Source organism: Comamonas sp. MYb21, assembly GCF_037479395.1.
Taxonomy (GTDB): domain Bacteria; phylum Pseudomonadota; class Gammaproteobacteria; order Burkholderiales; family Burkholderiaceae_C; genus Comamonas.
Genome location: NZ_JBBGZC010000002.1, coordinates 246,658 through 272,299, shown reverse-complemented (window position 1 = coordinate 272,299; position 25,642 = coordinate 246,658). Strand labels below are relative to the sequence as shown.

The following is a 25,642-nucleotide window of genomic DNA, read 5'->3' as shown; positions in this document are numbered from 1 at the left end:
CTGCTGCTCCCTGTGCTGCTAGAGCACCGTCATTTTTACGAGAAATCCGATGAAGAAGGCCAGCGCGATCGACGCCAGAATCCATGCCAGTCGCCGGTTGGCCTTGCGCTGCGCGGGGGTGATCATCCAATCACCTTGGTTGCAGTAGCGTCCAGCTTGGGCGGGGTCTCAAAGGTATGGAAAGGCGCGGGCGATGGCACCTCCCACTCCAGACCTTCGGCACCTTCCCAGGGCTTTTGCGGCGCCTTCTCGCCACGGTGGCGCATGCCAGGCCAGACCACAAAGGCAAAGAAGTAGACCTGCATCAGACCAAAGCCGAAGGCACCGATCGAGGCAATCATGTTGAAGTCGGCAAACTGCATCGGGTAGTCGGCGTAGCGGCGTGGCATGCCGGCCAGGCCCAGAAAGTGCATCGGGAAGAAGGTGATGTTGAAGAAGATCAGCGAGCCCCAGAAATGGATGCGGCCGCGCGACTCGGCATACATCACGCCCGTCCACTTGGGCGCCCAGTAGTAGTAGCCGGCAAACATCGAGAACAGCGAACCGGCCACCAGCACATAGTGGAAGTGCGCCACCACGTAGTAAGTGTCCTGCAGCTGGATATCGATAGGCGCCATCGACAGGATCAGGCCCGTGAAGCCGCCCATCGTGAACACGAAAATAAAGCCCACCGAGAACAGCATCGGCGTCTCGAAGGTCATCGAGCCGCGCCACATCGTCGCCACCCAATTAAAGATCTTCACTGCCGTCGGCACCGAGATCAGCATGGTTGCGTACATGAAGAACAGCTGGCCGGTCACCGGCATGCCGGTGGTGAACATGTGGTGCGCCCAGACGATGAAGGACAGGATCGCAATCGCCGCCACCGCATAGACCATCGAAGCATAGCCAAACAGCTTCTTGCGGCTGAAGGCCGGCACGATCTGGCTGATGATGCCAAAGGCCGGCAAGATCATGATGTAGACCTCGGGGTGGCCGAAGAACCAGAAGATATGCTGGTACATCACCGGATCACCACCGCCAGCGGGGTTGAAGAAGCTGGTGCCAAAGTGGCGGTCGGTCAGGGTCATTGTGATCGCGCCCGCCAGCACCGGCATCACGGCGATCAGCAGGTAGGCGGTGATCAGCCAGGTCCAGGCAAACATCGGCATCTTCATCAAGGTCATGCCCGGTGCGCGCATGTTCAGGATGGTGACGATGATGTTGATCGAGCCCATGATGGAAGAGGCACCCATCACATGCATCGCAAAGATGCTGGTGTCCATCGACGGACCCATTTGCAGGGTCAGTGGTGCGTACAAGGTCCAGCCGGCAGCCGGTGCGCCGCCAGGCATGAAGAACGAGCCCACCAGCATCAGGCCGGCCGGGATCATCAGCCAGAAGCTGAAGTTGTTCATGCGCGCAAAGGCCATGTCGCTGGCGCCAATCTGCAGCGGCAGCATCCAGTTCGCAAAGCCGACAAAGGCCGGCATGATCGCGCCAAACACCATGATCAGCCCGTGCATCGTCGTCAGTTGGTTGAACAGCTCGGGGTTGACCAGCTGCAGCCCGGGCTGGAACAGCTCGGCACGGATCAGTAGCGCCAGCACGCCGCCCACCATCAGCATGGTGAACGAGAACAGCAGGTAGAGCGTGCCGATGTCCTTGTGGTTGGTGGCAAACACCCAGCGCCGCCAGCCCGTGGGGGCACCATGGTGGTGGTCGTCATGGGCATGGTCGGCCTGGCCGTGGTCGCTATGGCTGGGGTCTGTGGGGAGAACAGCGCTCATAAATCTTGACTCCGATGGCTCTTCTAGGGCTTGCACGCCTTAGGGTGCAGCAACAATATCGACACGGCGCGCCTGGCTGTCAGCGCCCTCACCTGCGGTAATGGTCTGCGGCTTGCGCATCTCGATACGCGCCTCTGCCACGCCTTGGGCTACCAGCAGCTCGGCCACGGCCTGGGCGCGCTTCTTGGCCAGCTCGGCATTCTGGTCGGCATGGCCGGTGCCATCGACAAACCCGGACAACGCCACCTTGCCGCTTTGGCCGGCCAGCGTGGCGGCGGCTTTCTTCACCGCCTCCTGGGCCTGGCCGTCCAGCTCGCTCTTGCCGCTGGCAAACAGCACCTGGGAGATCGGTGCTTCTGCAGTTGCTGCAGCAGCAGGTGCAGCGGCGGCAGGACTTGCAGGGGTGGCTGCCGCAGCGGCGCCGGCATCAGAAGCCGCAGCGGGGGCTGCGGCCGGCGCAGCCGCTGCCGAACCTCCACCTTCCGGGAATTTGCCGGTGCGTGCCGCGACAAACTGGGCGGGCTGCACCATGGTGCCGGTCTTGTTGCTCCAGTGGTTCTTGGTAAAGGTGACGACCGCTGCCAGGTCGGTATCGCTCAGCTGCTTCCAGGACGGCATGGCGCCATTGGCGCGGCCCTCGAGCACCGTGTGCATCATGTCGGCCGTGGGGCCCAGCACCACCGGGCTGCCATCGAGCGCCTTGATGGGGCCGGCCCCCTTGCCGTTGGCCTGGTGGCAGGCGGCGCAGTTGGCGGCATAGACCTTCTCGCCCCGGGCCACCAGTGCGGCCAGCTCCCAGACCTTGTTGGGGTCATCGGCCTGCGCGGCGAGCAACTTCTTTTGCTCGGCCACCCATGCGCTGTAATCGCTGGCCGACAGCACCTTCACATGGATGGGCATGTAGGCATGCTCCTTGCCGCAGAGCTCGGCGCACTGGCCGTAGTAGTCGCCGGTTTTCTCGGCGCGGAACCAGGTGTCGCGCACAAAGCCGGGGATCGCATCCTGCTTGATACCAAAGGCCGGCACCATGAAGGAGTGGATCACATCGGCGGCGGTGGTGATGATGCGCACCTTCTTGTCGACGGGCACAACCAAGGGCTTGTCGACGCGCAGCAGGTAGTCATTGGGCGCCTTGGAGACATCACCGCTGTTGGACATCGCGCGCTGGCCACTGTCCAGCGTAGAGATAAAGCTCAGGCCCTCGCCTTCGCCGGTCAGGTAGTCGTAGCCCCATTTCCACTGGTAGCCGGTCACCTTCACGGTCAGGTCGGCATTGGTGGTGTCCTTTTGCGCAACCAGCACCTTGGTCGCCGGCAAGGCCATCAGGATCACGATGATGAAGGGCAGCACGGTCCAGGTGACCTCGACCGTGACCGATTCATGGAAGGTGGCAGGCACGGCCCCCTTGGATTTGCGGTGCTTCCAGATGGAATAGAACATCACCGCAAACACACCGACAAAGATGATGGTGCAGATCCAGAGCATCATCCAGTGCAGCGTGTGCTGCTCCTGGGCAATTCGGGTGACGGGGGGCGCCAGGTTCATCTGCCCAACGGCCGGGCCGCCGGGAAGACTTTGCACCGCATGTGCTGCAGAGGTGAGGCCAGATGCCACCAGCAGCAGCCAAGAAGCCAGCTTATGAGAATCACTTTTCATAGTTGTCACTTACTTCTCATCTTCTCATCGTTATGTAGGGCAGGCTGGCGTGTCGGTGGGGAAGACATCCAGCCGCGTGGTGCAGACACCGCCGGGTGCATCTCCGCTTGCACCCATGCCACTTGGTCATTACAGCGAGCATGGCCGCAACCGCGCAAGATTGCAACCCATGCAATCCCGGGATCATAGGAGATTGACAACAGCGACTGTCCACCACTGGACAGCGCGCGATTATGGTAGATCGTTTGCTGAGCCACACAACCGCCTGCGCACCACTATTCAGCGACGCACGCGGCGACTCCAACCATCAGACGCCGCCAGGGCGCCCCTGGCGCAGCATCTGCTGCATGTCTTGCACGCTGATGCTGCTCTCGCCCTGCACCTTCATGCGTGGCGTGGGCTTGAAGGCATGGCCGTAGATGATCTCGAACGAGACCACCAGGCGCCCCTGCTCCTGGGCATCGGCCAGCTTGGCGGTCAGCAAGGCATCGAGCTCGTTGCGCCACTGGCGGCCACGCAGGCCGCCAAAGCGGGCCGGGTGCAGGTTGCGGCCCAGCTCGCGCAGCTCGGCACGCAACTGGGCGGCGCCTGAGTACGACAAGCTGATGCGCTCCATGTCCATCACCGGCTCGGCAAAGCCGGCCTGCACCAGCATGTCGCCCCAGTCGTGCATGTCGGTGAACTCATGGCTGGCAGCGGGCCAGCCCTGGCTGGCATAGGCCGCACGCAGCTCTTTGAGCGTATCGGGCCCGAAACAGGAGAACATCACAAAACCGTTGACCGCCAGGCTCTGGTGCCAGGTCTGTAGCAGCTGCTGGGGGTTGGGATGCTGGTGCAGCGCCATATTGGCCCAGAGCATCTGCACACTTGCGGGCGCAGGCAGGCCCCAGTGCAGCTTGGCCTGGCGCCAGCGGCTCAGCGCCCACCAGGGCTTGTCCAGCTGGCTGCGCAGCAGCGCGGCATGGGCCGGGCGGCTTTCCACGATATGGATATCGGCCGCCGGGTAGCGCTCGGCCACCTGCCGGTGCGCCTCCAGCCCGCCGTATACGGGCTCCCAGCTGCACCAGGCCTCTGGCTTTTGCACGATCCACTGCAGCCGGTCCTGCATGCGACGGCCCACCTCTTCGTGCAGCCAGGGGCTGTGCGCAGGCGCGCGCCGCTGCCAGGCATGGGCGGCGTTGGGGTCGATCGACGGAGGTGCGGTAAATTCAGCCATGGGAGAACACCTGCGCTTTGGCGCGCAGATTATTGATTGGTATTAAAGCGATGACAGCAGCCACACCCGAGAAACAGCGGCCCAGCCTGTGGCAGCGTGCGGCCCAGGTGCTGGGCCACTGGCCCAGCCAGTGCCTGGTCTGCCGCAGCTGGCCCAGTGACTGGATCTGCACGGCCTGCGCCAGCGTCTGCTGGCAGCCGGGCCTGCGCCGCTGCAGCCGCTGCGCGCTGCCCTTGCCGGCCAGCACCGAGGTCTGCGCCGGCTGCCTGCGCGAAGCGCCGCTGTTGCAGCGCTGCCATGCCGCCGTGGACTATAGCCCGCCTTGGGATGGCATGGTGCTGCGGCTCAAATTTCACCAGCAGCTGGCATGGGCAAACCGCATGGCCCAGCTGCTGCTGCACACGCCAGGGGTGCTGGCCAGCCTGCAGCAAGCCAGCGTCATCCTGCCGGTGCCGCTGTCTGCCGCCCGCATGCGCGAGCGCGGCTACAACCAGGCACTGCTGCTGGCCAAGGCACTGCACCGGCAGGCGCCCAGCGGCCTGGCGCTGGCCACAGTGCAGCCGCGCTACCTGCAGCGGCTGGTGGACACGCCCGCCCAGGCCGGCCTGGGGCGCGCTGCCCGGCTGCGCAACCTGCGCCATGCCTTTGCGCTGCGTCCGGGCCTGCAGGCGCAGGATCTGGGTGAGTACCCACTGCTGATCGATGATGTGATGACCACCGGCGCCACCTTGGGCGCGGTGGCGCAGCTGCTGCAGGCGCAAGGCACGCCAGCGGTGCAGGCACTGGTGTTTGCCAGAACGCCGGCGCCCGGCCAATAGCGCAGCGGTCCACCCTTGTTTGGCGGGGCCGCTACACTGGCGCCCTTGTTTTTGCGCATTTGCCATGTTCAACGTCGTCCTGGTCGAACCCGAAATCCCTCCCAACACCGGTAATGTGATCCGCCTGTGTGCCAATACCGGCAGCCGCTTGCACCTGATCGAGCCGCTGGGCTTTTCGATGGAAGACCGCTTGATGCGCCGCGCCGGCCTGGACTACCACGAGTACGCCGCCACCCAGCGCCATGCCCATTGGGACGCCTTTATCGAGCGCATGCAGCCTGCCGCCGACCGCATGTTTGCAATGACCACCCATGGCAGCAGCCCGGCGTTTGATGTGCGCTTTCAGCCCGGCGACTGGCTGGTGTTTGGCTGTGAGACCCGAGGTTTACCGATCGCCGTGCGCGAGAGCTTTCCCACGAGCCAGCGCGTGCGCCTGCCGATGGTGGCGGGCCAGCGCAGCCTGAACCTGTCCAATGCGGTGGCGGTGACGGTGTTCGAGGCCTGGCGCCAGAATGGCTTTGCGATGCCGGACGGCAGGCCAGCGCAGTAAGGACTTAGCTGCCCCGCAAACTCAGCGGGGCATACCTCAGGGTCAGGCCGCGCTTTGCGAGCGCTTGACGAAGAACAGGCCCATGCCCACCAGCATCAGCAGGCCGCCAAACACCTTGTTCTGGATGCGCATGGCGCGGCTGTCGCGCAGCAGGCGGCGCAGCACGCTGGCGCTGCCAGCGTAGCCATGCATCACCACGGTGTCGACGGCCAAGGTCGTAGCAGCTAGAATCAGCAGCTGCAGCCACAGCGGGCGCTCGGAGGTCATGAACTGGGGCAGCACCGCCACCATGAAGATGATGCCCTTGGGGTTGGTGGCATTGGTCAAAAAGCCGCTCAGCGCCCGCTTTTGCCAGCTGCCGCTGGCGGGCTGCTCGGCCTGGGTGTCCACGATGCCGCCCTTGGCGCGCCACTGGGCAAAGCCGATGTAGATCAGGTAGCAGGCCCCGACAATCTTGACGACATTAAAGGCGGTCTCCGAGGCGATCAGCAGCGAGCCCACGCCGGCGCCGGCAATCAACAGGATTAGCAGCAGGCCCAATTGCAGGCCCAGGATGGTGGCGCTGGTCTTGCGCACCCCGTAGGAGAGCCCGTGGCTCATTGACAACACGGCGCCCGATCCGGGAGATACGGCAATGATGCAAGCCGCAACGAGATACGCCATCCAAGTATGCAAATCCATGGTTCATCCTGGGGCAGCGGAGCCGTCCGCCACCAACGCAGCCCCTGTGGGGCAAAGCGGCGATTATCGCGCGGCCCGGCCAGGCACGTAGGCGCTCGGCCATTGTTGTAAATTTATTTTTTTGATAGCTAAGGCGGCAATACCCACAAGCGCCAACCGCAAAACATTGCAATAAATTACCGTGACCCGGCAAATAAAAGTAATCTGTGCAGCGCAACGACAAAACACCGATAACAAAACGCAAGCATGGAACACGCTCCCGCCTGGCTTACCTACACCTTTCTCTACCTGGCCGCGGCCGTCATCGCGGTGCCGATCTCGCGCGCGCTGGGCCTGGGCACCATCATCGGCTACCTGGTCGCGGGCATCATCATCGGCCCCAGCGGCCTGCAGCTGGTCAGCAATGTGCAGGACATCCTGCATTTCTCCGAATTCGGCGTCGTGCTGATGCTGTTCCTGATCGGGCTGGAGCTGCAGCCCAGCCGCTTGTGGAGCATGCGCCGGCCCATCTTTGGCGTAGGCACCGCCCAGGTGTTGCTGTGTACTGCCGGGTTGTTTGCCGCTGGCCTGGCTTTTGGCTATGACTGGCATCTGGCGCTGATTGCCGCACTGGGCCTGGCGCTGTCATCGACCGCGATCGCGCTGCAAAGCATTGCCGAGCGCAACCTGATGTCCACCACCAGCGGCAAGACCAGCTTTGCGATATTGCTGTTCCAGGACGTCGCCGCCATCCCGATCCTGGCGCTGATCCCGCTGCTGGCCGTGGGCCACCAGGCCGCGCAGAACGATGGCAATGTGCTGATGGAAATCGGCAAGACGCTGGCCATCATCGTGGCCGTCATCCTGGTGGGCCGCTACCTGCTGCGCCCGGTGCTGCGCTGGATTGCGCAAAGCGAGTCGCGCGAGATATCGACCGCCACCGCCTTGCTGCTGGTCGTGGGCATTGCGTTCCTGATGCTGCAAATTGGCCTGTCGATGGCGCTGGGTGCCTTTCTCGCCGGCGTGCTGCTGGCCGACAGCGAGTTCCGCGCCGAGCTAGAGACCGACATCGAGCCCTTCAAGGGACTGCTGCTGGGCCTGTTCTTCATCGCGGTGGGCATGAGCATCGATTTCGCGGTCATCGTGCAGGCGCCGCTGGCCATGCTGGTGCTGGTGCTGCTGTTTCTGCTGATCAAGTCCGTTGTCATCTATGGCCTGGCCAAGCTGCTGCGCATGCCGGTGCAGGAGCGCCCGCTGTTTACCCTGCTGCTGGCCCAAGGCGGGGAGTTTGCCTTTGTGGTGTTCAGCGCCGCCCAGGCGCAGCGCATCTTGACGCCCCAGCAGTCGTCCCTGCTGATCGGCTCGGTCGCCATCTCGATGGTGGCCACGCCACTCATCGTAGCGGCGATGGACCGCTGGCTGATGCCGCGCTTTGCCAACCTGAGCAAAGGTGGTGACACCCCCGCAGAACTGAGTGAACAGCAAGAAGCGACGGTGCTGATCGCCGGTTTTGGCCGCTACGGCCAGATCGTCACCCGCGTGCTGCTGAGCCAGGGCATCAAGGCCGTCATCCTGGACCACAGCGTGGAGATGCTGGAAGTGGCGCAGAACTTTGGCTACCGGGTGTTCTATGGCGATGCCACGCGCCAGGATCTGCTGCGCATTGCTGGCGCCGAGAAGGCCGAGGTCATGGTGATTGCGGTCGATGACGAGCTGCAGACCAACCAGATCGTGCGCCTGGTGCAGCAGCATTTTCCGCACCTCAAGATCGTCGCCCGTGCCAAGGATGTGGCGCACTGGTATGCGCTGCGTGACATGGGCGTGCACCATGTCGACCGCGAGGTGTTTGACTCCAGCCTGCAGACGGCCGAGAAGGCGCTGGAGCTGATGGGCTACAGCGCCGAAGACGCCCAGTATGTGGTGACGGTGTTCCGCGCGCACAACATCGAGCTGTCGGACAAGATGTACGAACACCACCATGACCGCGAAACCATGCTCGCCGTTGCCAAGCAGGGCCGCGAGCAGCTGGTTGAGCAGATGGCGCGCGAGCGCCAGGAGCGCCAAGAGCAGGTGCAGGAAGCCAAGGACGCGCCAAGCAGCCCCTACCCACCGCCGCCCGAAGACCCGCACAGCCAGATCTGAGCCCTCGCGCCGCACAAAACCGGCTTAACCACAACCCAGCGTAGCTGCCAGGTGCATGCTACGCTGTGCGCCCTATGTTCAACCCCTCCCAAGCCGATGTCCGGCGATTTTTCTGCGCCGCCTATGCCAAGCACCAGGCGGGCCAGCCCATGGAAGCCATCGAGACCCTGGCCAGCCTGTGGATCGATGAGCACCCGGAATACCGTGAAGACCTGAGTGATGTGGATGCGGCCATTGCCCGCAACTACGACCTGACGCCGGAAAAGACCAACCCCTTCCTGCACCTGTCGATGCACCTGTCGATCAGCGAGCAGTGCAGCATTGACCAGCCGCGCGGCATTCGCCAGGCGGTGGAGCTGCTGGCCAAGCGCCTGGGCTCCTTGCACGACGCCCACCATGTGGCCATGGAATGCCTGGGCACGATGCTGTGGGAGAGCCAGCGCTCGGGCCGCCCGCCGGACGGCAATGCCTATGTGGCGGCCGTGCAGCGCCAGGCCACCAAGGACTGATCCGTCAGAGACCGGCCAGCAGCCTCAATTGGACGCCTGCTTGCTGCGAAAGCGCGACTCGGGCACGATCTGCAGCGGGCCATCCAGGCTGCCAATGTAGTTGGCCAGCGCCTTCATCTCGGCATGGGTCAGCTGCTTGGCCATGCCCACCATGATCGGGTGGTTGCGGCCGATGCGGGCGTTTTTCTCGATGGTGTAGGACTTGAGCGCCGCGTAGAGGTAGTCGGGATGCTGGCCGCCGAGCTTGGCGTACGAGGGATCGAGCGGCTTGGAGAAGTTGTCGCCATGGCAGCTGACGCAGGTGCCTTTTTTCAGCAGTTCGGCCACTTCGGCGCTGGGCACCTTGGACGGTTTGTCTGCCAGCTGGGTCTCGCCCACCGTGTGCTGCGCGTAGTAGGCGGCCAGATCGGCAATATCTTGCTCACTCAGCGAATCGGCAATGGCGCGCATCGTCGGGTGTTTGCGGTCGCCCTTCTTGTAGGCATGCAGGGCCGCGTCGATGTATTTTTCGCTCTGGCCCGAAATCTTGGGCACCTGGTAGACCTCGGGGAAGCTGGCCTTGTAGCCCACAATGCCGTGGCAGCCGATGCACATCGCCACCTTGCCCTCAGCCGCCTTGGCATTGCCCTTGATCTCCTGCGCGCAGACTGCGCCGGTCGCTGACGCGACAAGCAAGGCAAATATCGTGGTCCATCTTTTATTCATTGTGCGCACAATCGTGTGGTTCAGGCCGCCGCAGTGATGCGGAGATCTGGGTTTATAGTCAACGCTGTACTGGCCCCGTCATCACGATTCTGCATCCACTTCCATGAAATTCCAAGGCACACAGAACTACGTCGCGACCAATGACCTCATGCTGGCGGTCAATGCGGCAATTACCCTTCAAAGACCGCTTCTCGTCAAGGGGGAACCAGGGACAGGGAAAACCATGCTGGCGGAGGAGGTTGCACAGGCGCTAGGCATGCCGCTGCTGCAGTGGCATATCAAGTCCACCACCAAGGCCCAGCAGGGTTTGTATGAGTACGATGCGGTCAGTCGTCTGCGTGACAGCCAGCTCGCCGACCCCGAGAGCGCAGCCCGCGTCAAGGACATCAACAACTACATCCTCAAAGGCGTGCTGTGGCAGGCCTTCACGGCCGACGCGCCGGTGGCGCTGCTGATCGACGAGATCGACAAGGCGGATATCGAATTCCCAAATGACCTCTTGCGCGAAATCGATCGCATGGAGTTCTACTGCTACGAGACGCGCCAGATGATCCGCGCCAAGCACCGCCCGCTGGTGGTCATCACGTCGAACAACGAAAAGGAACTCCCGGACGCCTTCCTGCGCCGCTGCTTTTTCCACTACATCAAGTTCCCCGATGCCGAGACCATGCAGCAGATCGTGGCCGTGCACTTTCCTGCGCTCAAGCAGGAGCTGCTGTCGGCGGCGATGAAGGTGTTCTTCGACATCCGCAACCTGCCGGGCCTGAAGAAAAAGCCCTCCACCAGCGAGCTGATCGACTGGCTCAAACTGCTGGTTGCCGAAGACATTCCGCCCGAAGTGCTGCAGACGGCCGATCAGAAAATCGCCATACCACCGCTGGTAGGCGCCCTGTTGAAAAACGAGCAGGATGTGAGCCTGTTTGAAAAGCTGGTGTTCATGAACCAGCGCAACCGCTAAATCGCCATGGCCACCCCACAGCAACTGCTGATCGAAGGGCTGAGCGACGCGGCCGGTTTTCTCGCCGGCGCGCTGCTGGGCTGGGGCATTGGCGCGCTGCTGGGCTGGCAGCTGTTCTCCGAAGGCTATGGTGCCAGCAGCATCGCCGCCATTGCGCTGGTGGGCCTGGGCGGCGGCGCCGGCTTGCAACTGGCCCGGCGCTGGCGCATCCGCCGCAACAACCACACTGAATAGGACGAGGCAATGGCCTTTGTAGAACCCACCGAACTGCGCGCCCGTGGCGTGCTGCTGACCCCGCTGACCTTGGCGCATGAGGCAGGCCTGCGCGCCGCCGCGCAAGACGGTGAGCTGTGGAACATCCGCGTCACCTCGGTGCCCGAGCCCGAGAACACCCGCGCCTACATCGAGCAGGCCCTGGCGATGCGCGATGCCGGCAGCCGCATGCCCTTTGCGGTCGTAGACGAGGCCAGCGGCCAGCTGCTGGGCACCAGCAGCTACCACGACATCGTGCCCACCTTGAAGCGCGTGGAGATTGGCTACACCTGGTACGCCAGCAGCGTGCAGCGCAGCCATGTCAACACCACCTGCAAGCTGCTGCTGCTGACCCATGCCTTTGAGACGCTGGGCGCGGCCGTCGTGGGCTGGCGCACCGACAACTACAACTTTGCCAGCCAGCGCGCCATTGAGCGCCTGGGCGCCAAGAAGGACGGCGTCATCCGCCACCATGCACTGCGCCGCGATGGCACCGTGCGCGACACCGTGCTCTACAGCATGCTCGCCGGTGAATGGCCCGAAGCCAAGGCGCAGCTGCTGTACCTGCTGAACCAGCCGCGCTGACATTAAAGAGACGGCTGATTTAAGCCGTCTGCAGGTTCAGCACGCCCAGGTACTGCTCGGGCAGAATCTGGCGCAGATGGGTTTTGACATTGTCGGCATAGCCGGTGTTGGTCATCTGCTCGAGGAAAGTGACCATGTCCACCAGACCCAGGAGCAGCTCGGTCTCGTCACTGGCCTGCTGCACCCGCACGGCCAGCGCCATCGCATCGGCACTGCGCTGCATCTGCAAAATCCCCACCGCATACATCTTGCAGCCCGCCAGCGAACGTTTGCTGCCCTGGCTGGCACGCGTTTGCTCGACATAGACGGGGGCCGCAGGCGGTCTGGGAGCGGCCTGCACCGGCGCAGGCGCTGCCACCGGTGGGGGTGGCGGTGGGGCCGGAGGAGGCGGTGGTGGTGGCGGAGGAGCAGGCGGCTGTTGCATCGCCAGATAACCGGCCGTGACCAGGGCATCGAGCACGCTGCCAGCGCTGTCCCCGACCCAACGCGCGATCTCTTGACGCGAGCGGTTGCCATCGCACAAGATCAGAATCTGGCGCTCCTGCACGGACAGGCTGCCGCGGTCACGCAACGCCTGGCGTGCCTTGTCCGTTTTGATCATCACCATGACAGCTTGCCTTTTGAGTACCCGTTAGACTGGAGAGGCTAGCGCCAAACTGTTACGGATTGTTTACAAGACCATGTTGATAGACTTTTTCTACACCTTGCGCGCGGCCAAGTTGCCAGTGTCGGTCAAGGAGCTGCTCACCCTGCTCGAAGCACTGGACAAGGGCCTGGCCGGGCCCCGCTCCGAAGACGCCTGGAGCCTGGACGATTTCTATTTTCTGGCCCGCCTGTGCTTGGTCAAGGACGAGAAGCTGTTCGACAAGTTCGACCAGGCCTTTGGCGCCTACTTCAAGGGCATGGAAATGCTCACTGACTGGAAGAAGGAGCTGCCCGAGGACTGGCTCAAGCAGGTGCTGGAAAAAGAGCTGAGCGCCGAAGAAAAGGCCGCCATCGAAGCCATGGGCTGGGATGAGCTGATGGAGACGCTCAAAAAACGCCTGGAAGAGCAAAAAGGCCGGCACGAAGGCGGCAACAAATGGATTGGCACCAACGGCACCAGTCCCTTTGGCCATGGCGGCTATAACCCGGCAGGTGTGCGCATTGGCGGCCCGGGCAAGAGCCGCAGCGCCGTCAAGGTCTGGGAGCAGCGCGCCTACCGCGATTACGACGACACCCAGGAGCTGGGCACCCGCAATATCAAGGTGGCACTGCGCCGCCTGCGCCGTTTTGCCCGGGAAGGCAATGAACTGGAGCTGGACCTGCCAGACACCATCCGCGCGACTGCGGCCAATGCCGGCTACCTCGATATCAAGATGGTGCCCGAGCGCCATAACCATGTGAAGGTACTGCTGCTGATGGATGTGGGCGGCACCATGGACGACCATATTCAACGCGTCGAGGAATTATTCAGCGCCGTCAAAAGCGAGTTCAAGCACCTCGAGTTTTATTATTTCCACAATTGCGTCTACGACTATATGTGGAAGAACAATAAACGCCGCTACGCTGAGAAATTCCCCACCTGGGACATCATCAGAAAATATAACAAAGATTACAAACTCATCTTTGTGGGCGATGCCACAATGAGTCCATACGAAGTCCTACAAGCAGGGGGCTCTGTTGAGTACAACAATGAGGAACCTGGGGCCGAGTGGCTTAAGCGATTGACCCACGCCTTTCCCAAACACGCCTGGATCAATCCGGAGCCCCAAGGCGTGTGGCAATACCGCCAAAGCATCAGCCTGATACAACAACTCGTAGGCGACCGTATGTTTCCCCTGTCACTCAAAGGGCTGGAGGACACCATGCGTTTGCTGTCAAAGTGACCATGCGACACCGTCTGACAACGCCGGTTCTGCCGGCGTTTTTTATTCTTACTGCTGCCCTGCTGGCAGGCTGCAGCAGCACCCCCAAGGCCGACGACGCGGACGACACCGCGACGCATGCCAGCAGCGAGCCCGCGTTCGATATCACCGTCAAGGCACCCAAGAATGTGCGCGAGTACCTGGAGCAGTATGTCGAGCTCAAGCGCTACCGCAACTTTCCGGGCCTGCAGATGAGCGAGATGACGCGCCTGCTGGGCGGCGCCGATGAGAATGTGCGCGAGCTGATGGGCACCTTGGGCTACTTCAGCCCCGAAATCAAGATTGACGCCTACGACACCGGCGCTGCCCCTGCCGACAGTGGCATATCGGCCGAGAACAGCCAGACAAGGCCGCAGCTGGTCATCGAGGTCGAGCCCGGCCCGCAGACCAAGGTGACCGAGGTGGCGCTGGACTACAGCGGTGAGGTCACCGAGGAGAAGAACTTTGCCGCGCGCCGCGCGCGCTTCGAGCGCAACTGGGATCTGCAGCCCGGCGAGGGCTTTACCCAAAAGGAATGGAGCAGCGCCAAGTCCGAGGGCCTGCGCAGCCTGCAGCGCAACCGCTACCCCACCGCCAAGATCAGCAACAGCCAGGCCAATATCGATGGCGATAGCAACGAAGCCAAGCTCTCGGTGGGCTATGACAGCGGCCCGCTCTACAAGTTTGGTCCGCTGCGCATCGAAGGCGCCGAGCGCTATGACGCCCAAGGCATTGCCCGCATTGCACGCCTGCCCAGCGGCCAGAACTACAGCGAGGCCGACATGCTCGACGCCCAGACCCGGCTGGCGGGCAGCGGCTACTACGACTCGGTGTTCCTCACGCTGGACACCGACACCGCCAACCCCAAGGAAGCACCAGTGATCGCCCAGGTGCGCGAGGCCAAGATGCAAAAGGTGGTGTTCGGTATCGGTATGTCCACCGACACCGGTCCGCGCCTGAGCCTGGACCACACCCACAACAAGATGCCCTGGCTGGGCTGGCGCGCGGTGAGCAAGTTCTCCTTCGAGCGCGACAAGAAGCTGCTGTCCACCGAATGGACCGACCTGCCCAAGGAGAGCGGCTGGGCCTACTTTGGTGCGGGCGAGGTCAAGCGCGAGCTCAACGGCGACTTCACCGTCAACTCCATGCAGCTGCGCGGCGGCCACAAAAAGAGCAGCGACCATATCGACCGCAGCGCCTTTCTGCAGTACGACTTTTCGTCGGTGCAGGGCCAGGAGAAGATCCCATCGAGCAGCGCACTGAGCGTGAACTACGGCTGGACGGGCCGCTATTTCAACAACAACACCGACCCCACGCGCGGCTACGGCATTGCCGCCGAGCTGGGCGCGGGCTACACCATCACGCCGGACCGCGACCCCTTTGTGCGCAGCCTGCTGCGCTGGCAAGGCTTTGTGCCGGCAGGCAGGGTCACCGCGCCCAACGGCAGCTCGCGCAGCGCCCGCATCGCACTGCGTGCCGAGGGCGGCGCCATCCTCGCCAAGGACTCGGCCGTGATCCCCGCTACCCAGCTGTTCATCACCGGTGGTGACACCACCGTGCGCGGCTACGGCTACAAAAAGATCGGCACCCGCGTGGCCGATGACCAAGTCTATGGCGGCCGCTACATGTATGTGGGCAGTGTCGAGTACCAGCGTCCCCTGGTGCGCAATGGCGAGATCAGCGCCTGGGAATCGGCCGTGTTTGCCGATGTGGGCTCGGTCGCCGACAAGGCCGGTGATCTGTCGCCCTACTGGGGCATTGGCACGGGCCTGCGCTGGCGCAGCCCCGTGGGCGCGCTGCAGGCCGATGTGGCCTATGGCTTGAAAGACGAACGCTTCCGCTTGCACCTGCGTCTGGGATACAGCTTCTAAAACATGGCAGATACACACGCAACCGCACCCACCGCCAGCGCAGCGCAACCAGCGGCGTCGCCGCCCAGCGGCCCTTCTTCCCCCAAAAAGCGCAGCGGCCTGCGGCGCGCCGTGCGCGTGCTGCTGTGGCTGTTCGTCGCCCTGATCCTGCTGCTGGCCGCACTGCTGGGCGGCGCCTGGTGGTGGACCGGGCAGAACGATTCGCTCGCCCGCAGCATCGCCCTGGCCCAGCGCTTTTTGCCGGCCGACATGCAGCTGCAAGCGCAAGAGGTGAGCGGCAGCCTGCGCGGCGGCGGCAGCATTGGCCAGCTGCAGTGGAGCAATCCGTCGATCAGCGTACAGGTGGACCAGGCCACCATTGGCTGGAGCCTGGACAAGATCTGGGACCGCGAGCTGCGCCTGGCGCCCATCCATATCGCCAAGGTCAGCATCACGCCGTCGGGCATCGACCAGCCCAAGGAACCCAGCCCGCCTCTGGAGCAGCTGCCCCTGCCGCTGCGCGTGCTGGAGGTGCCCTTCGCGGTGGACGAAATCGTCTGGGCCGCGCCGCAGCCCATCACCGTCACGCAACTGCAGGGCCACTACCTTTATGCCGCTGACAAGCACCAGCTGCAGATCGACAAGGTCGAGGCCTTCAACAGCCGCCTGCAGCTCAAAGCCGATGTGGATGCACTGGCGCCCATGCAGATCGCTGCCGATCTAAAAGCCCAGCTGGACCAGCCCGCCACCGACACCCTGCCCGCCATCCTGGCCGATGCCGGTGTGCAGGTGACCGGCACCTTGTCCGGCCTGGATGCCGCCTTGCGCGTGCAGGCCCAGGTCAAGCCGCAGTTTGAGGCAGCGGCCCCCAAGCCCACGGCGGCCGATGCACCGGCACTCACCGCCGCCCGCAAAAAGACGGCCGCCAAGGCGCCGTCGGCGCAAGAGAAAGCCGCCAAGGCCCAGGCCGCCCGCTCCGCCGAGGCGTTGGCGGGCGCAGCGCCGATGCAGGCCGATGTCGATGCCACCGTCTACCCTTGGCGCCCCTGGCCGCTGGGCCCCGCGCAGGCCCAGCTGCAAAGCGTCAACTTGGCTGCCTTTTTGCCCAGCCTGCCCACCACCTTGCTCAATGGCCAGTTGGCAGTGACGGAGGCGGCCGCTGATCTTCTCAGCAGCACCCATACCGCCCATCCAGCGCCCGCACTGGTGGATGCGCCGGTGGACCCCATGGCCACCAGCAGCGCAGCACCAGCAGGTTCAGACACCTCAGATACCAAACCCGCAGCACCCCCTGCGCTGCTGCCGGTGCCACTCGATATCCAGATCGATATCAGCAACGCCCTGCCCGGCCCCATCAACCACCAGCTTCTGCCGGTGAGCGCCGTGCAGACCCATGCGCTGTTTGATGGCCAGCGGGTGGACGTGCTCGAAGGCAGCGAAGTCCAGCTGGGCAGCGGCAACCTGAGCGCCCAAGGCCACTACCGCCTGGCCGACCACCATGCCGGTATCCAGGCGGCATTGCGCGCGATCAACCCGGCACTGGTCGACACCCGCATCGACAGTGCAACGCTGTCCGGCAGCCTGTCGGCCCAGTCGCAAAACGACGCCATTGTGTTTGACGCCAACATCACGTCCGAGCGCCGCACACCGGCCAAGGCCACCGCAGCGAGCACCAGCTTGCCGATCGACCGCGTGATCGCCAAGGGCCAGTGGAAAGCGCCCGCGCTGCAGCTGCAGAGCGCGCAGATCGATGCGCTGGGCGCCCACATCAGCGCCAAGCAGCTGACCGCCAACATCGACCAGCGCAGCGGCGCCGGTGAATTGTCGGTGCAGGCGCCCGGTGCCAACCTGGACGCCAAGGCGCAGGCCGCGCCCCAGCAAGGCCAGGGCACCATCGCACTGCGCCTGAGCAGCGCCGAGCAACTGCTGCAATGGCTGCGCAAGCTGCCGGGCATGGCCCAGGCACTGCCCGAAGGCATGCTGGCCCAGGGCAGCCTCGACGCCAAGCTGCGCTTTAGCGGTGGCTATGGCGATGCACTGCGCCAGCTGCAGCAAGCGGGGCTGCTGGCCCAGCTGCCTGCGGGCATTCCTTCCGGTGGCCAGCCTTTTGCGCTGGATGCCAACATCAGCACCCCACAGCTGAGCCTGCGCACCAGCGCCGATGCTGCGGACCTGTGGCAGCTGCGCGATACCGAGCTGGCCCTGGTTGGCAACCTCAAAAAAGTGCAGCTCGATCTGCGTGCCCAAGCCCAGCACGGCGAGCAGCAGATGGCTGCCCAGGTCAGCCTGGCCGCCAACAGCACGGCGGCCAAACAGTGGAGCGGCGCCTTGAGCAAACTGCAAGCGCGCGCCACGCTGCCGCCCAACAAGGCGCCGTGGCAGGTGCAGCTGCAGCAGCCGCTGGACTTCAAACTGCAGCTGCCCGCCGGCAACCAGCCGCTGCGCGCCAGCACCGGCGCCAGCCAGTTGCAGCTGACCGGGCCCGAGCCGGGCACGGTCACCCTGCAATGGAACCCGCTGCAATTCAGCCAGGGGGCCGACCAGGCTGTGCAACTGCAAAGCACCGGCAGCCTGCAAGGCCTGCCCCTGCGCTGGATCCGCGCTTTCCAAAAGCCCGATCCCAGCCAAGCGCAAAAGCACAGCCCTTTTGACTCTGACCTGGTGGTCCAGGGCCGCTGGGATGTCAACACACAAAACGGCCTCAACGCCAAGGTCGAGATCGAGCGCGCCAGCGGCGACTTGCAACTGCACACCCAGGGCAGCGCGCCTACCAACGTCACCTTCCACTCGAGCGGCAAGGAAGGTGCGGTCTCCAAGGCCTTCTCGGCCGAGGGCCAGACCATCATTGCGCGCATCCGCACCGCCAAGGTCGAGCTGACCGTGCAGGACCGCCAGCTGCGCAGCCGCGTGCAATGGGATTCGGTCAACGCCGGCCAGCTCACGGCCGATGTGCAAACGGCGCTGCAGTACGAAGGCAAGAACTACCTGGGCGCCACCATGGCCCCAGATGCACCGCTGTCCGGCAACGTGCAGGCCCAAATGCCTGACCTGGGCATCTGGGCCAGCTTTGCCCCCCCGGGCTGGCGCGTGGCCGGCAGCCTGGCGGCCAATGTGCAGCTGGCGGGCAACCTGCAAGACCCGCGCTGGAGCGGCAGCATCACCGCAGACAAGATGCGTATCCAGTCGCAACTGGATGGCGTGGACCTGCGCAACGGCAGCCTGCGCGCCCAGCTCAACGGCAATACGCTGGAGCTGCAAAGCCTGCACTTTGATGGCGGCGAAGGCAGCCGTGCGCGCATTGCCGGCTACAGCGGCAACCTGACGGCCGCGCCCACCAGCGGCGGCACGCTCGATGCCACCGGCACCATCAGTTGGACCATGCCGCAAAACGGCGCCGCGCCCGATATCCGCATGGACATCCGCACCCAGGCCAAGGCGCTGCAGGTGCTGGTGCGCGCCGACCGCCAGGTCAGCGTCTCCGGCCAGGTGCGTAGCCAGCTGCAGCAAGGCCAGATGAGCATCACCGGCGACCTGACCGTGGACCGCGCCAGCATCATGCTGGCCGATGAATCCTCGCCCACGCTGGGCAGCGATGTGGTGGTCAGCACCAAGGCCAGCCGCGCAGCGGCTGCCGAAAAGGCCAAGCAAGAAGCGGCCAAGGCTGCGCAGGCCAAGCTCGATGCCCCCGCCGGCCGGGTCGAGCCCGCCAAGCCGCTGATCCTGAATATCAAGCTGGACATGGGCCGTGACTTTGCGCTGCAAGGTTATGGCATCACCACGCGCCTGACTGGCACGCTCAATGTGCAAAGCAGCGGCGGCGCCGGCATTGGCATGCCGCGCATCACCGGCGTCATCAGCACCGAAGAAGGCCGCTACCGCGCCTGGGGCCAGGTACTGAATGTGGAAACCGGCCTGATCCGCTTCAACGGCCCTTACAACAACCCCTCGCTCGATATTCTGGCGCTGCGCCCCAATATTTCAGTGAAGGCCGGTGTACAGGTCAGCGGCTCGGCGCAAGCCCCACGCGTAAGCCTCTACTCCAACCCCGAGATGCCCGATGCGGAAAAGATATCCTGGGTGGTGATGGGGCGCGACCCTGCCGGCGGCGGCGCCAGCAGCGCGCTGATGCAGCAAGCGGCGCTGGCCTTGCTCAGCGGTGGCTCGGGCGAGAGCGTGACCGGCAATATCGCTAAGAGCCTGGGCCTGGACGAAATCGGCTTTGGCGGCACCGACCGCGATTCGGCCAGCCTGTCCGTCGGCAAGCGCCTGTCGCAAGACCTGTACGTGACCTACGAAGCGGGCCTGGCCGGCACCTTGGGTGCGCTGTACATCTTCTTCGACTTCACGCGCAACCTGCAGCTGCGCGGCTCTGCCGGTACCACCAGCGCGCTGGACCTGATCTATACCTTGCGCTATGACTGATGGAGCCCATGAGCGCCTGCCATGCGCCATGTGACCTATGACAGGCCCCCGCAGTTGCAAAACGGCGGGGGCCTGTTTGCCAGGGGCTCCGCAGACGTTGGGCTCAGCGTTGCGCTGGCAGCGTAGGCATCAATCCGTGCCCATGCCGAAGAATCCAGCACCCGACCACGGCGCAGCGCCCGGCGCATCGCGCTGGCCCCTCACTCTGGCGGCCATGCGCTCTGGGAGCTGGGACAGTACCTTGGGGAAAGCGCGGCAGTAGGCCATTTGCACACCCGCCATCTCAGCGAGCTGCCGATAGCTGATCCAGGCACCCTCCGGAACCGCGCAGGCCACCTGTCGGACCCTTGCCTGCCACTGGTCGCTGAACACAGGCCCCCTGGCACGGCACAGCGATACCTCGGCACCACGGCGAATGGTGCCGCCTCGCAACACGCGGGCGAGCATGCCCCTGTCTCGGCCGATCGAAGCAAGGGTGCCCGGGCACCTGCGCTCCAGCAACCGGCAAGGTTCACAGAGAAAGCTGATCGCGACGACAACCTCGCTGCCCATGCGCAACAGATCACCGGAGGCCAACCCGCTGGTGGAGAAATCCACCCGCATATTCTCTCGGAGCGAGCCTTCCGCCAAGCCCCAGCGCTGGTAGGCATCAGTGCCGGCGACGAGCAACTGCCGGGGGGATAACGAGGAAGCATGCCGGTCGCCAGCCAGCCCATAGCCACCGACTGCCTGGACTTCGGCCACGGAACGGGGCTCAGGCTCCTGGCCCACCCGGACGTAAAGCGCCTGCAGCGTACCCATGGGCTGCCAGCTGTCTTGGAGATCGGAGGGAAGTGGGATGGGATGAACGGGGAACATGCGCTGCCATTTTGCGCCCTCCACGCCGGGAATGGCCAGCTGCGCAAAGAGGATCTGACCGCAGGCGGCGCTGAGAACCTACATCCCAACCATGCCGCAACCGGGAGTCCCATCGTTGTGGCTTCGCAGATTGGCTTGGGAGCTTTGCAAGTCCTCTACAATACAGCGCTGCCCCTCTCCGTAGTTCAATGGATAGAACGAGTGCCTCCTAAGCGCTAGATACAGGTTCGATTCCTGTCGGGGGGACCAAGATTCTGCAATGGAATCAAGCACAGAAGTGCTAACCACCAACAGCACAACACCGGGACAAAACCAGACCCATGCAAACTGTTTTTGCAGGTCGTTGACTGGTTTTTTCCATTGGTTTAGTTTGTCCCTCCCCGCCTTTGGGCAGGCCTGAGACGCCCCCGCGGCAACAGCGCGATGTACTTGCCGCACTTCTCCGGCACCTGCCCCAACGCTTTGCACAGATACCTCGCTACACACTGCGAACCAGCGCGGGGCTCGGCAAATAGCGCCGGCAGCGCGCCTCTGGTGGAGCCCTTCCTCGGCCAGAGCACCCTGGTTCTAATGCCAAGGGGCAGCGGCTACCCACCCTAAGCGATGGTGTACATTTCGCCGACATGTCTTTCAAGCCGTCAGAAAAAATGCATGTACCTGCGGTAGCTCCAAGCCTGAACAAACCGGTGGCGGCTCCGGTCAGGAAATTTTATGAGGGGTGACCGCTAGCTTTGCTGAGCTTGGGAGGCATCTGGGCTGTGGGTGACCTTGCGACAGTGTCGGCCTCCTTCCAGCGCTGATGGCACAGGCGCCACGTCAGCCGCCAGCTTGGCCTTCAAAAATTGCCTGAAGCGCTGCACTTTTTCTTGCAATTCGATTGCATACTGCTCCCTCTTGTCGCCACAACATGCGACAGCACGCCCCACCGACAAAGCGTCTCCTCCCATGAACTTTAGTATTGGCACTGCTGCGTTCTTCAGCGCTCTGGTTGAGTTTGCCCTGGGCATTGGCATTTTGGTGCTGTGGCTCAGGCAGCGGTCCAGCTATCTTATTTACTGGAGCTCAGGTTTTTTCCTGTTCAGCGCCGGTGCGGTGATGGTCACCTGGCGGGACCGAATTCCTGATCTCTTATCCATCGTCGTCGCCAACCTCGCCATCACACTCAGCTCGATCATGTTCCAGATTGGTATCTGCCTTTTCTATGGCCGACGCCGATCCTGGGTGCTATCGATGCTGGCGGTGCTGGTCATGGAAGGGGCATTGCTGGCTTACTACTGCTACTTTGACTACAACACGACGGCGCGTGTTTATAGCCATTGCGCAGCGCAAACGCTGATCGCATGGATGACGCTTCACACCCTCTTGGCAGTGGGTAAAGAGCGGGCCGAAGGCGTCAACCCCGAAGTGGTGGTGGTGACTGCACTGTTCTTGGTGGGGCATGGTGCTCGAATAGCCGGCACCGCATTCTTCCCCATGCCGCAAGATTTTCTGGCTGCAGGCAACTTCCAGACGCTGCTTGCCTTTGGGCTGATGCTGATTCACATCAATTACGCACTCGCGTTCGGGAACATGCACGCCTTCGCTCTGCAGGCAGATCTGAGCGCAGCGCTCGCAGCGACCAGGGCCAGCGACCGGCAGAAAGTCGAACTGCTGGGATACATCAGCCACGATTTACGTGCCCCTCTGGTCACCATCAGTGGGTACTCCAAACTGTTGCTCGCCGATGTGCCAGAAGCGCATAAAAAACCGCTCCAGACGATCCAGCGCAGTGTCAAATACCAGCTCGACCTGATCGATGAGTTGCTGGAATACACCAAGGGCGAGCTGCAGCCTTTGCGGGTGCAGCCGGCCACCATCGACCTTCCTCAACTGCTCGACGGTATTTCTGAATTCGCCGTTGCGCTGTGCGCGCAGCAGGACAACCGCTTCCGCTACCAGCCCTCGCATCGGCTCCCTCAGCAGATCGTGCTGGACGGCAAGCGCATGCAGCAGGTGCTGCTCAATCTGCTCTCCAATGCCGCCAAGTTCACGCACGGTGGCGTGGTCACCCTCTCCGTCACAGCCAAGCCCGTGGGTGATTTCTGCACACTGCACATCGCTGTCAGTGATACCGGAATAGGCATGGACCTCAACCAGGGCGTCGATATCTTTGGCGCCTTCCAGCAGATACAGGCCCAAAGCGGTAGCAACGGGCTGGGCCTGTTCATTGCGCAGCGTATTTTGGCGGCCATGGGTGGTACGTTGAGCGTGACCAGCAAGCCCGGCGAAGGTACGGAGTTCTCCTTCGCGTTGTCGGTGCCGGTGCTTCACACATCCGAATCGGAATGGCCCATCATCGTGCCAAGAGGCCCAGAGCGAGATCACACCTGCGTTGCGTCAGCATTGCCAGCAATCCCCATGCCCGATGATCCGGCTCTCGAGGAACTGGCCCACCTCGCCGTCCAAGGCCGTCTCACAGACATTGAAAACTGGATTGAACGCCATGGCCAAGATCCCCTCCATGTGCCGATGACGGCCCTCGTCAAAGACATGCTGGAGAATTTCGATTTTTCCGGCATACAAACGCTGGCATTGCAGCGTGGCGGGCATGCAAAGCATCCATAGACAGCGATAGAACACCTGCTTCGCCCCCGGCAAAGTCATGGCTCAAATGGCGTCAGACTTCATCGAAACAAGCCGGTTGCTGCCCGCAAAAAACCCTCAAGTGCTGCGCGGCACCTCGCCCATTTGAACTGCATTTTGGGATTGGTGAATCGGTCTGGACAGCGTTCATCCAGCGACTGCTCCTGGCCAACCGGCGGCTGTCGCAGACTGACCCATTGCCATGGCTCTAGACCCATCACCAGGGTTCGCAACGCCAGCGCACACCACGTTGCAGCCTCGCGGGCGGCCCTGCCGCGCTCATCGCATGCGGCCGCCTGCCACAAGCCGTGGCCGGCGCCACACCACAAGCCCCATCAAGGCCGCCAGCACCACCAGCGCAAAGCCTCCGAGACCAGGCACAGGCGTGGGGTTGCCGGGATTCGTAGGGTTGGTCGGCGTCGTGACCTGCGGGGCAACCGCCGCGCTCGATGCATTGTTGCCCGCCGCTGCATCGCCCCCGCCATTGCTGTCATTGTCCGCACCAGCCCCGCCCACCACCGTGATGCTGGCGTTGCCGGCCATCGTAAAGCTCAGTGTGCAGCTGAGCGTGCCATTGGGCGGCAGATCAGCGGGCGCACTGCAGACAGGTGTGGGGCTGCCGGGCAAGCTGGCGGCGTTGGGGATGGTGCAAAAAGCATGCAGTGCCGTGCTGCTGCCGGTATTGGTACAGGTCGTTGTGCAGCTGACAGTGGCCCCCTCGGCTGCCGTGGCAGGGCTGCAGACGGTGGTGCTTTGCATGTCGGTCACTGCGCGCAGCGCAAACAGATTGCCGGTCGATCCATCGGACGGCACGCTGATGGCAATGCTCTGCGCAGCCGTGCTACCCGCCACGCTGGTGTCGAGCGCACCGGGCGCGCCACTCGCCCCGGTCGTGCCCTGTTGTGTATAGGCCGCTTGGTAGCCCGCGGGCGGCGTTGTGGTGATGGCGCAGTCCGCCCCGGCCGGTACATTCTCAAAAATAAAGCTGCCATCCGCTGCTGCATCGACCGGGCCTGCGCTGTAGTCGGGGCCTGTGCACAGCATAGACACCGCCAGCGCCATACCGGTATCGACGCTGTTGCCATCGTCTTGCGTGTTGGCGGGGTCGCTACCCTCTGCATATACCCGGCCCGAGACATTGGCCACCTGGGTCAGGTTCATCATGAAGGGGATCGCGTTGACCATGTTCTCCTGGGTGGTAAAGCCGATGCAGCCAACCTCCGCGCCTGCCGCCTCGCAAATCTCCGGATCCAGCGGAATGGCTGCAGGCTCAGGGAAAAAGCTGAAAGTGAACTCCTGGCCATCCATGACCACCGTGCGATTGACCGAGCCGTCCAGCACCCAGATATCGCTGCAAGGGTCTCCGCCTTTCACTACGCAGGCGGTCGGGTCACTGCCGTTCGGGGTTTCTGAAAATTTGATGGTGTAGACGAAGGTCTCATAGGTGTAGGGATCGCTACTGCCTTTGGCTTTGAGGCCGAGCGTGGTGCTGATCGTGGCGCTGGTCAGGGTCGCAAAGTTCAACGCCACCACGTTATTGGTATGGGTGTAGACATTGGCGTATTGCGCGGCGCCATTGGCCACCAAGGTCCCCGTCTGCGCACTGCTTGACACACTGATACCGCTGCGCCCTGGCCCTGCAGGACCAATGGGGCAAACCCCCCAGGAGATCTCGGCGGCCTTGACCTGTTCGCAGCCATTGTTGTTACCTGGGCCCGCGCCAACGAACCTGGTAGCGCCCGTGGTCGTCACAAACTCGGCCGTGACCGTGTAGTCCCATTCCAGGGGCGCGGCAGTGGCACTGCCCATGAACAAGGCGCCAAGCAAACCCAGGACCCTGACGCATTTCTTTCGATGCAACATATTGAACCCCGCTACAAACTATAGATATTCATTTTTCAAAGCAGAAAAATGAGTCAAGAAAATCTACATGCAATGTAGTGGCTTGGCCATCGGGATATGTTAATTTTTAAAAATTACAATCAGAAACACAACGCTATCGAACGAAATAATGGAGTATTGAAAGAAATCTCAAGAAATCCAAAAAATATTTAAATTAAGCAAAGATGCAGTTTGAAACCATCTGCTAGATTTCTCCCTGTTTTGCGGCTCACATATACACGATAGACGTAAGTTATACTAAATAATATTCAATTGATTTAGTTTATCTTTCGGGTGCGTATG

General features: G+C 63.0%; 20 protein-coding genes and 1 tRNA gene. 12 read left to right on the top strand and 9 right to left on the bottom strand.

What is annotated here, in order from left to right:
* Positions 1-18: 18 nt before the first annotated feature.
* From WH367_RS04115 to WH367_RS04100, 4 genes are all read right to left on the bottom strand, one after another.
* Positions 19-126 carry a cytochrome oxidase small assembly protein gene (locus tag WH367_RS04115; RefSeq protein ID WP_021026279.1) on the bottom strand — a complete coding sequence of 36 codons (108 nt, stop codon included), beginning with the start codon at positions 124-126 and terminating at the stop codon, positions 19-21.
* A complete protein-coding gene (gene ctaD / locus WH367_RS04110; RefSeq protein WP_021026280.1) occupies positions 123-1,769 on the bottom strand; it encodes a cytochrome c oxidase subunit I in 1,647 nt (548 codons plus the stop codon). Before ctaD ends, WH367_RS04115 begins: the two co-directional genes overlap by 4 nt.
* Positions 1,770-1,808: 39 nt before the next feature.
* Positions 1,809-3,425 (bottom strand): cytochrome c oxidase subunit II, encoded by a 1,617-nt coding sequence (gene coxB, locus WH367_RS04105; RefSeq protein ID WP_339534386.1) that lies wholly within the window; start codon positions 3,423-3,425, stop codon positions 1,809-1,811.
* A 307-nt stretch (positions 3,426-3,732) separates the two neighbouring features.
* Entirely contained in the window at positions 3,733-4,641 is a 909-nt protein-coding gene (locus tag WH367_RS04100) for a biotin synthase (RefSeq protein ID WP_339534384.1), read from the bottom strand.
* Between the two features lie 50 nt (positions 4,642-4,691).
* Between WH367_RS04100 and WH367_RS04095 the strand changes: the two genes are divergently transcribed.
* Together WH367_RS04095 and trmL are read left to right on the top strand one after the other, a co-directional pair.
* On the top strand, positions 4,692-5,459 hold the full coding sequence (locus WH367_RS04095) for a ComF family protein (RefSeq protein WP_339534383.1): 768 nt from the start codon (positions 4,692-4,694) through the stop codon (positions 5,457-5,459).
* A gap of 64 nt (positions 5,460-5,523) precedes the next feature.
* Positions 5,524-6,009 (top strand): tRNA (uridine(34)/cytosine(34)/5-carboxymethylaminomethyluridine(34)-2'-O)-methyltransferase TrmL, encoded by a 486-nt coding sequence (trmL, locus tag WH367_RS04090; RefSeq protein ID WP_339534381.1) that lies wholly within the window; start codon positions 5,524-5,526, stop codon positions 6,007-6,009.
* 42 nt (positions 6,010-6,051) lie between these two features.
* Here the strand turns inward: trmL and WH367_RS04085 are convergent, their stop codons facing one another.
* Complete coding sequence (locus WH367_RS04085; RefSeq protein ID WP_339534379.1) at positions 6,052-6,690, bottom strand: LysE family transporter; 639 nt, start codon at positions 6,688-6,690, stop codon at positions 6,052-6,054.
* Positions 6,691-6,936: 246 nt separating this feature from the next.
* On the opposite strand from WH367_RS04085, the gene kefC reads away from it, so the two are divergent.
* Together kefC and WH367_RS04075 are read left to right on the top strand one after the other, a co-directional pair.
* The gene (gene kefC, locus WH367_RS04080) at positions 6,937-8,811 is read left to right on the top strand and encodes a glutathione-regulated potassium-efflux system protein KefC (protein WP_339534377.1); all 1,875 of its coding nucleotides are present in this window, start codon (positions 6,937-6,939) and stop codon (positions 8,809-8,811) included.
* A 74-nt stretch (positions 8,812-8,885) separates the two neighbouring features.
* Entirely contained in the window at positions 8,886-9,320 is a 435-nt protein-coding gene (locus tag WH367_RS04075) for a DUF1841 family protein (RefSeq protein WP_021025342.1), read from the top strand.
* A 24-nt stretch (positions 9,321-9,344) separates the two neighbouring features.
* Here WH367_RS04075 and WH367_RS04070 read toward each other — a convergent pair whose 3' ends face one another.
* Positions 9,345-10,025 carry a c-type cytochrome gene (locus WH367_RS04070; protein ID WP_182345088.1) on the bottom strand — a complete coding sequence of 227 codons (681 nt, stop codon included), beginning with the start codon at positions 10,023-10,025 and terminating at the stop codon, positions 9,345-9,347.
* Between the two features lie 103 nt (positions 10,026-10,128).
* Here WH367_RS04070 and WH367_RS04065 point away from each other — a divergent pair, with 103 nt between their 5' ends.
* Genes WH367_RS04065 through WH367_RS04055 form a run of 3 tightly spaced genes read left to right on the top strand, consistent with a single transcriptional unit; the run spans position 10,129 to position 11,820 of the window.
* Positions 10,129-10,983, top strand: a complete 855-nt coding sequence (locus WH367_RS04065) for an AAA family ATPase (protein WP_021025344.1) — start codon at positions 10,129-10,131, stop codon at positions 10,981-10,983.
* A gap of 6 nt (positions 10,984-10,989) precedes the next feature.
* Complete coding sequence (locus WH367_RS04060) at positions 10,990-11,217, top strand: hypothetical protein (RefSeq protein ID WP_021025345.1); 228 nt, start codon at positions 10,990-10,992, stop codon at positions 11,215-11,217.
* 9 nt (positions 11,218-11,226) lie between these two features.
* The gene (locus WH367_RS04055; protein ID WP_339534374.1) at positions 11,227-11,820 is read left to right on the top strand and encodes a GNAT family N-acetyltransferase; all 594 of its coding nucleotides are present in this window, start codon (positions 11,227-11,229) and stop codon (positions 11,818-11,820) included.
* A gap of 19 nt (positions 11,821-11,839) precedes the next feature.
* Here the strand turns inward: WH367_RS04055 and WH367_RS04050 are convergent, their stop codons facing one another.
* Complete coding sequence (locus WH367_RS04050) at positions 11,840-12,427, bottom strand: hypothetical protein (protein WP_021025347.1); 588 nt, start codon at positions 12,425-12,427, stop codon at positions 11,840-11,842.
* Positions 12,428-12,500: 73 nt separating this feature from the next.
* Here WH367_RS04050 and WH367_RS04045 point away from each other — a divergent pair, with 73 nt between their 5' ends.
* From WH367_RS04045 to WH367_RS04035, 3 genes are read left to right on the top strand one after another with little or no spacing between them, the layout of a single operon-like run.
* Positions 12,501-13,688 (top strand): vWA domain-containing protein, encoded by a 1,188-nt coding sequence (locus WH367_RS04045; protein WP_339534373.1) that lies wholly within the window; start codon positions 12,501-12,503, stop codon positions 13,686-13,688.
* Between the two features lie 2 nt (positions 13,689-13,690).
* Positions 13,691-15,577, top strand: coding sequence for an autotransporter assembly complex protein TamA (locus WH367_RS04040; RefSeq protein ID WP_339534372.1), 1,887 nt, complete (start codon positions 13,691-13,693; stop codon positions 15,575-15,577).
* Positions 15,578-15,580: 3 nt separating this feature from the next.
* Positions 15,581-19,978 carry a translocation/assembly module TamB domain-containing protein gene (locus WH367_RS04035; protein WP_339534370.1) on the top strand — a complete coding sequence of 1,466 codons (4,398 nt, stop codon included), beginning with the start codon at positions 15,581-15,583 and terminating at the stop codon, positions 19,976-19,978.
* A 129-nt stretch (positions 19,979-20,107) separates the two neighbouring features.
* Here the strand turns inward: WH367_RS04035 and WH367_RS04030 are convergent, their stop codons facing one another.
* The gene (locus WH367_RS04030) at positions 20,108-20,779 is read right to left on the bottom strand and encodes an MOSC domain-containing protein (RefSeq protein WP_339534368.1); all 672 of its coding nucleotides are present in this window, start codon (positions 20,777-20,779) and stop codon (positions 20,108-20,110) included.
* 231 nt (positions 20,780-21,010) lie between these two features.
* Here WH367_RS04030 and WH367_RS04025 point away from each other — a divergent pair.
* A tRNA-Arg gene (locus tag WH367_RS04025) sits at positions 21,011-21,085 on the top strand.
* A 696-nt stretch (positions 21,086-21,781) separates the two neighbouring features.
* Complete coding sequence (locus tag WH367_RS04020) at positions 21,782-23,440, top strand: sensor histidine kinase (protein WP_339517334.1); 1,659 nt, start codon at positions 21,782-21,784, stop codon at positions 23,438-23,440.
* A 297-nt stretch (positions 23,441-23,737) separates the two neighbouring features.
* Here WH367_RS04020 and WH367_RS04015 read toward each other — a convergent pair whose 3' ends face one another.
* Positions 23,738-25,321: a THxN family PEP-CTERM protein gene (locus tag WH367_RS04015; RefSeq protein ID WP_339534367.1), complete on the bottom strand. Its 1,584-nt coding sequence runs from the start codon at positions 25,319-25,321 to the stop codon at positions 23,738-23,740.
* Between the last annotated feature and the right edge of the window lie 321 nt (positions 25,322-25,642).

Excerpts from the sequence above, each read along its gene's own strand:
- WH367_RS04095 (WP_339534383.1), top strand. The coding sequence starts at position 4,692 with ATGACAGCAGCCACACCCGAGAAACAGCGGCCCAGCCTGTGGCAGCGT.
- kefC (WP_339534377.1), top strand. The coding sequence starts at position 6,937 with ATGGAACACGCTCCCGCCTGGCTTACCTACACCTTTCTCTACCTGGCC.
- WH367_RS04100 (WP_339534384.1), bottom strand. The coding sequence starts at position 4,641 with ATGGCTGAATTTACCGCACCTCCGTCGATCGACCCCAACGCCGCCCAT.
- WH367_RS04070 (WP_182345088.1), bottom strand. The coding sequence starts at position 10,025 with ATGAATAAAAGATGGACCACGATATTTGCCTTGCTTGTCGCGTCAGCG.
- WH367_RS04060 (WP_021025345.1), top strand. The coding sequence starts at position 10,990 with ATGGCCACCCCACAGCAACTGCTGATCGAAGGGCTGAGCGACGCGGCC.
- WH367_RS04075 (WP_021025342.1), top strand. The coding sequence starts at position 8,886 with ATGTTCAACCCCTCCCAAGCCGATGTCCGGCGATTTTTCTGCGCCGCC.
- WH367_RS04085 (WP_339534379.1), bottom strand. The coding sequence starts at position 6,690 with ATGGATTTGCATACTTGGATGGCGTATCTCGTTGCGGCTTGCATCATT.
- WH367_RS04030 (WP_339534368.1), bottom strand. The coding sequence starts at position 20,779 with ATGGGTACGCTGCAGGCGCTTTACGTCCGGGTGGGCCAGGAGCCTGAG.
- WH367_RS04045 (WP_339534373.1), top strand. The coding sequence starts at position 12,501 with ATGTTGATAGACTTTTTCTACACCTTGCGCGCGGCCAAGTTGCCAGTG.
- WH367_RS04040 (WP_339534372.1), top strand. The coding sequence starts at position 13,691 with ATGCGACACCGTCTGACAACGCCGGTTCTGCCGGCGTTTTTTATTCTT.
- WH367_RS04050 (WP_021025347.1), bottom strand. The coding sequence starts at position 12,427 with ATGGTGATGATCAAAACGGACAAGGCACGCCAGGCGTTGCGTGACCGC.
- WH367_RS04020 (WP_339517334.1), top strand. The coding sequence starts at position 21,782 with ATGAACTTTAGTATTGGCACTGCTGCGTTCTTCAGCGCTCTGGTTGAG.
- WH367_RS04015 (WP_339534367.1), bottom strand. The coding sequence starts at position 25,321 with ATGTTGCATCGAAAGAAATGCGTCAGGGTCCTGGGTTTGCTTGGCGCC.
- WH367_RS04055 (WP_339534374.1), top strand. The coding sequence starts at position 11,227 with ATGGCCTTTGTAGAACCCACCGAACTGCGCGCCCGTGGCGTGCTGCTG.
- WH367_RS04065 (WP_021025344.1), top strand. The coding sequence starts at position 10,129 with ATGAAATTCCAAGGCACACAGAACTACGTCGCGACCAATGACCTCATG.
- ctaD (WP_021026280.1), bottom strand. The coding sequence starts at position 1,769 with ATGAGCGCTGTTCTCCCCACAGACCCCAGCCATAGCGACCACGGCCAG.
- trmL (WP_339534381.1), top strand. The coding sequence starts at position 5,524 with ATGTTCAACGTCGTCCTGGTCGAACCCGAAATCCCTCCCAACACCGGT.
- WH367_RS04115 (WP_021026279.1), bottom strand. The coding sequence starts at position 126 with ATGATCACCCCCGCGCAGCGCAAGGCCAACCGGCGACTGGCATGGATT.
- coxB (WP_339534386.1), bottom strand. The coding sequence starts at position 3,425 with ATGAAAAGTGATTCTCATAAGCTGGCTTCTTGGCTGCTGCTGGTGGCA.
- WH367_RS04035 (WP_339534370.1), top strand. The coding sequence starts at position 15,581 with ATGGCAGATACACACGCAACCGCACCCACCGCCAGCGCAGCGCAACCA.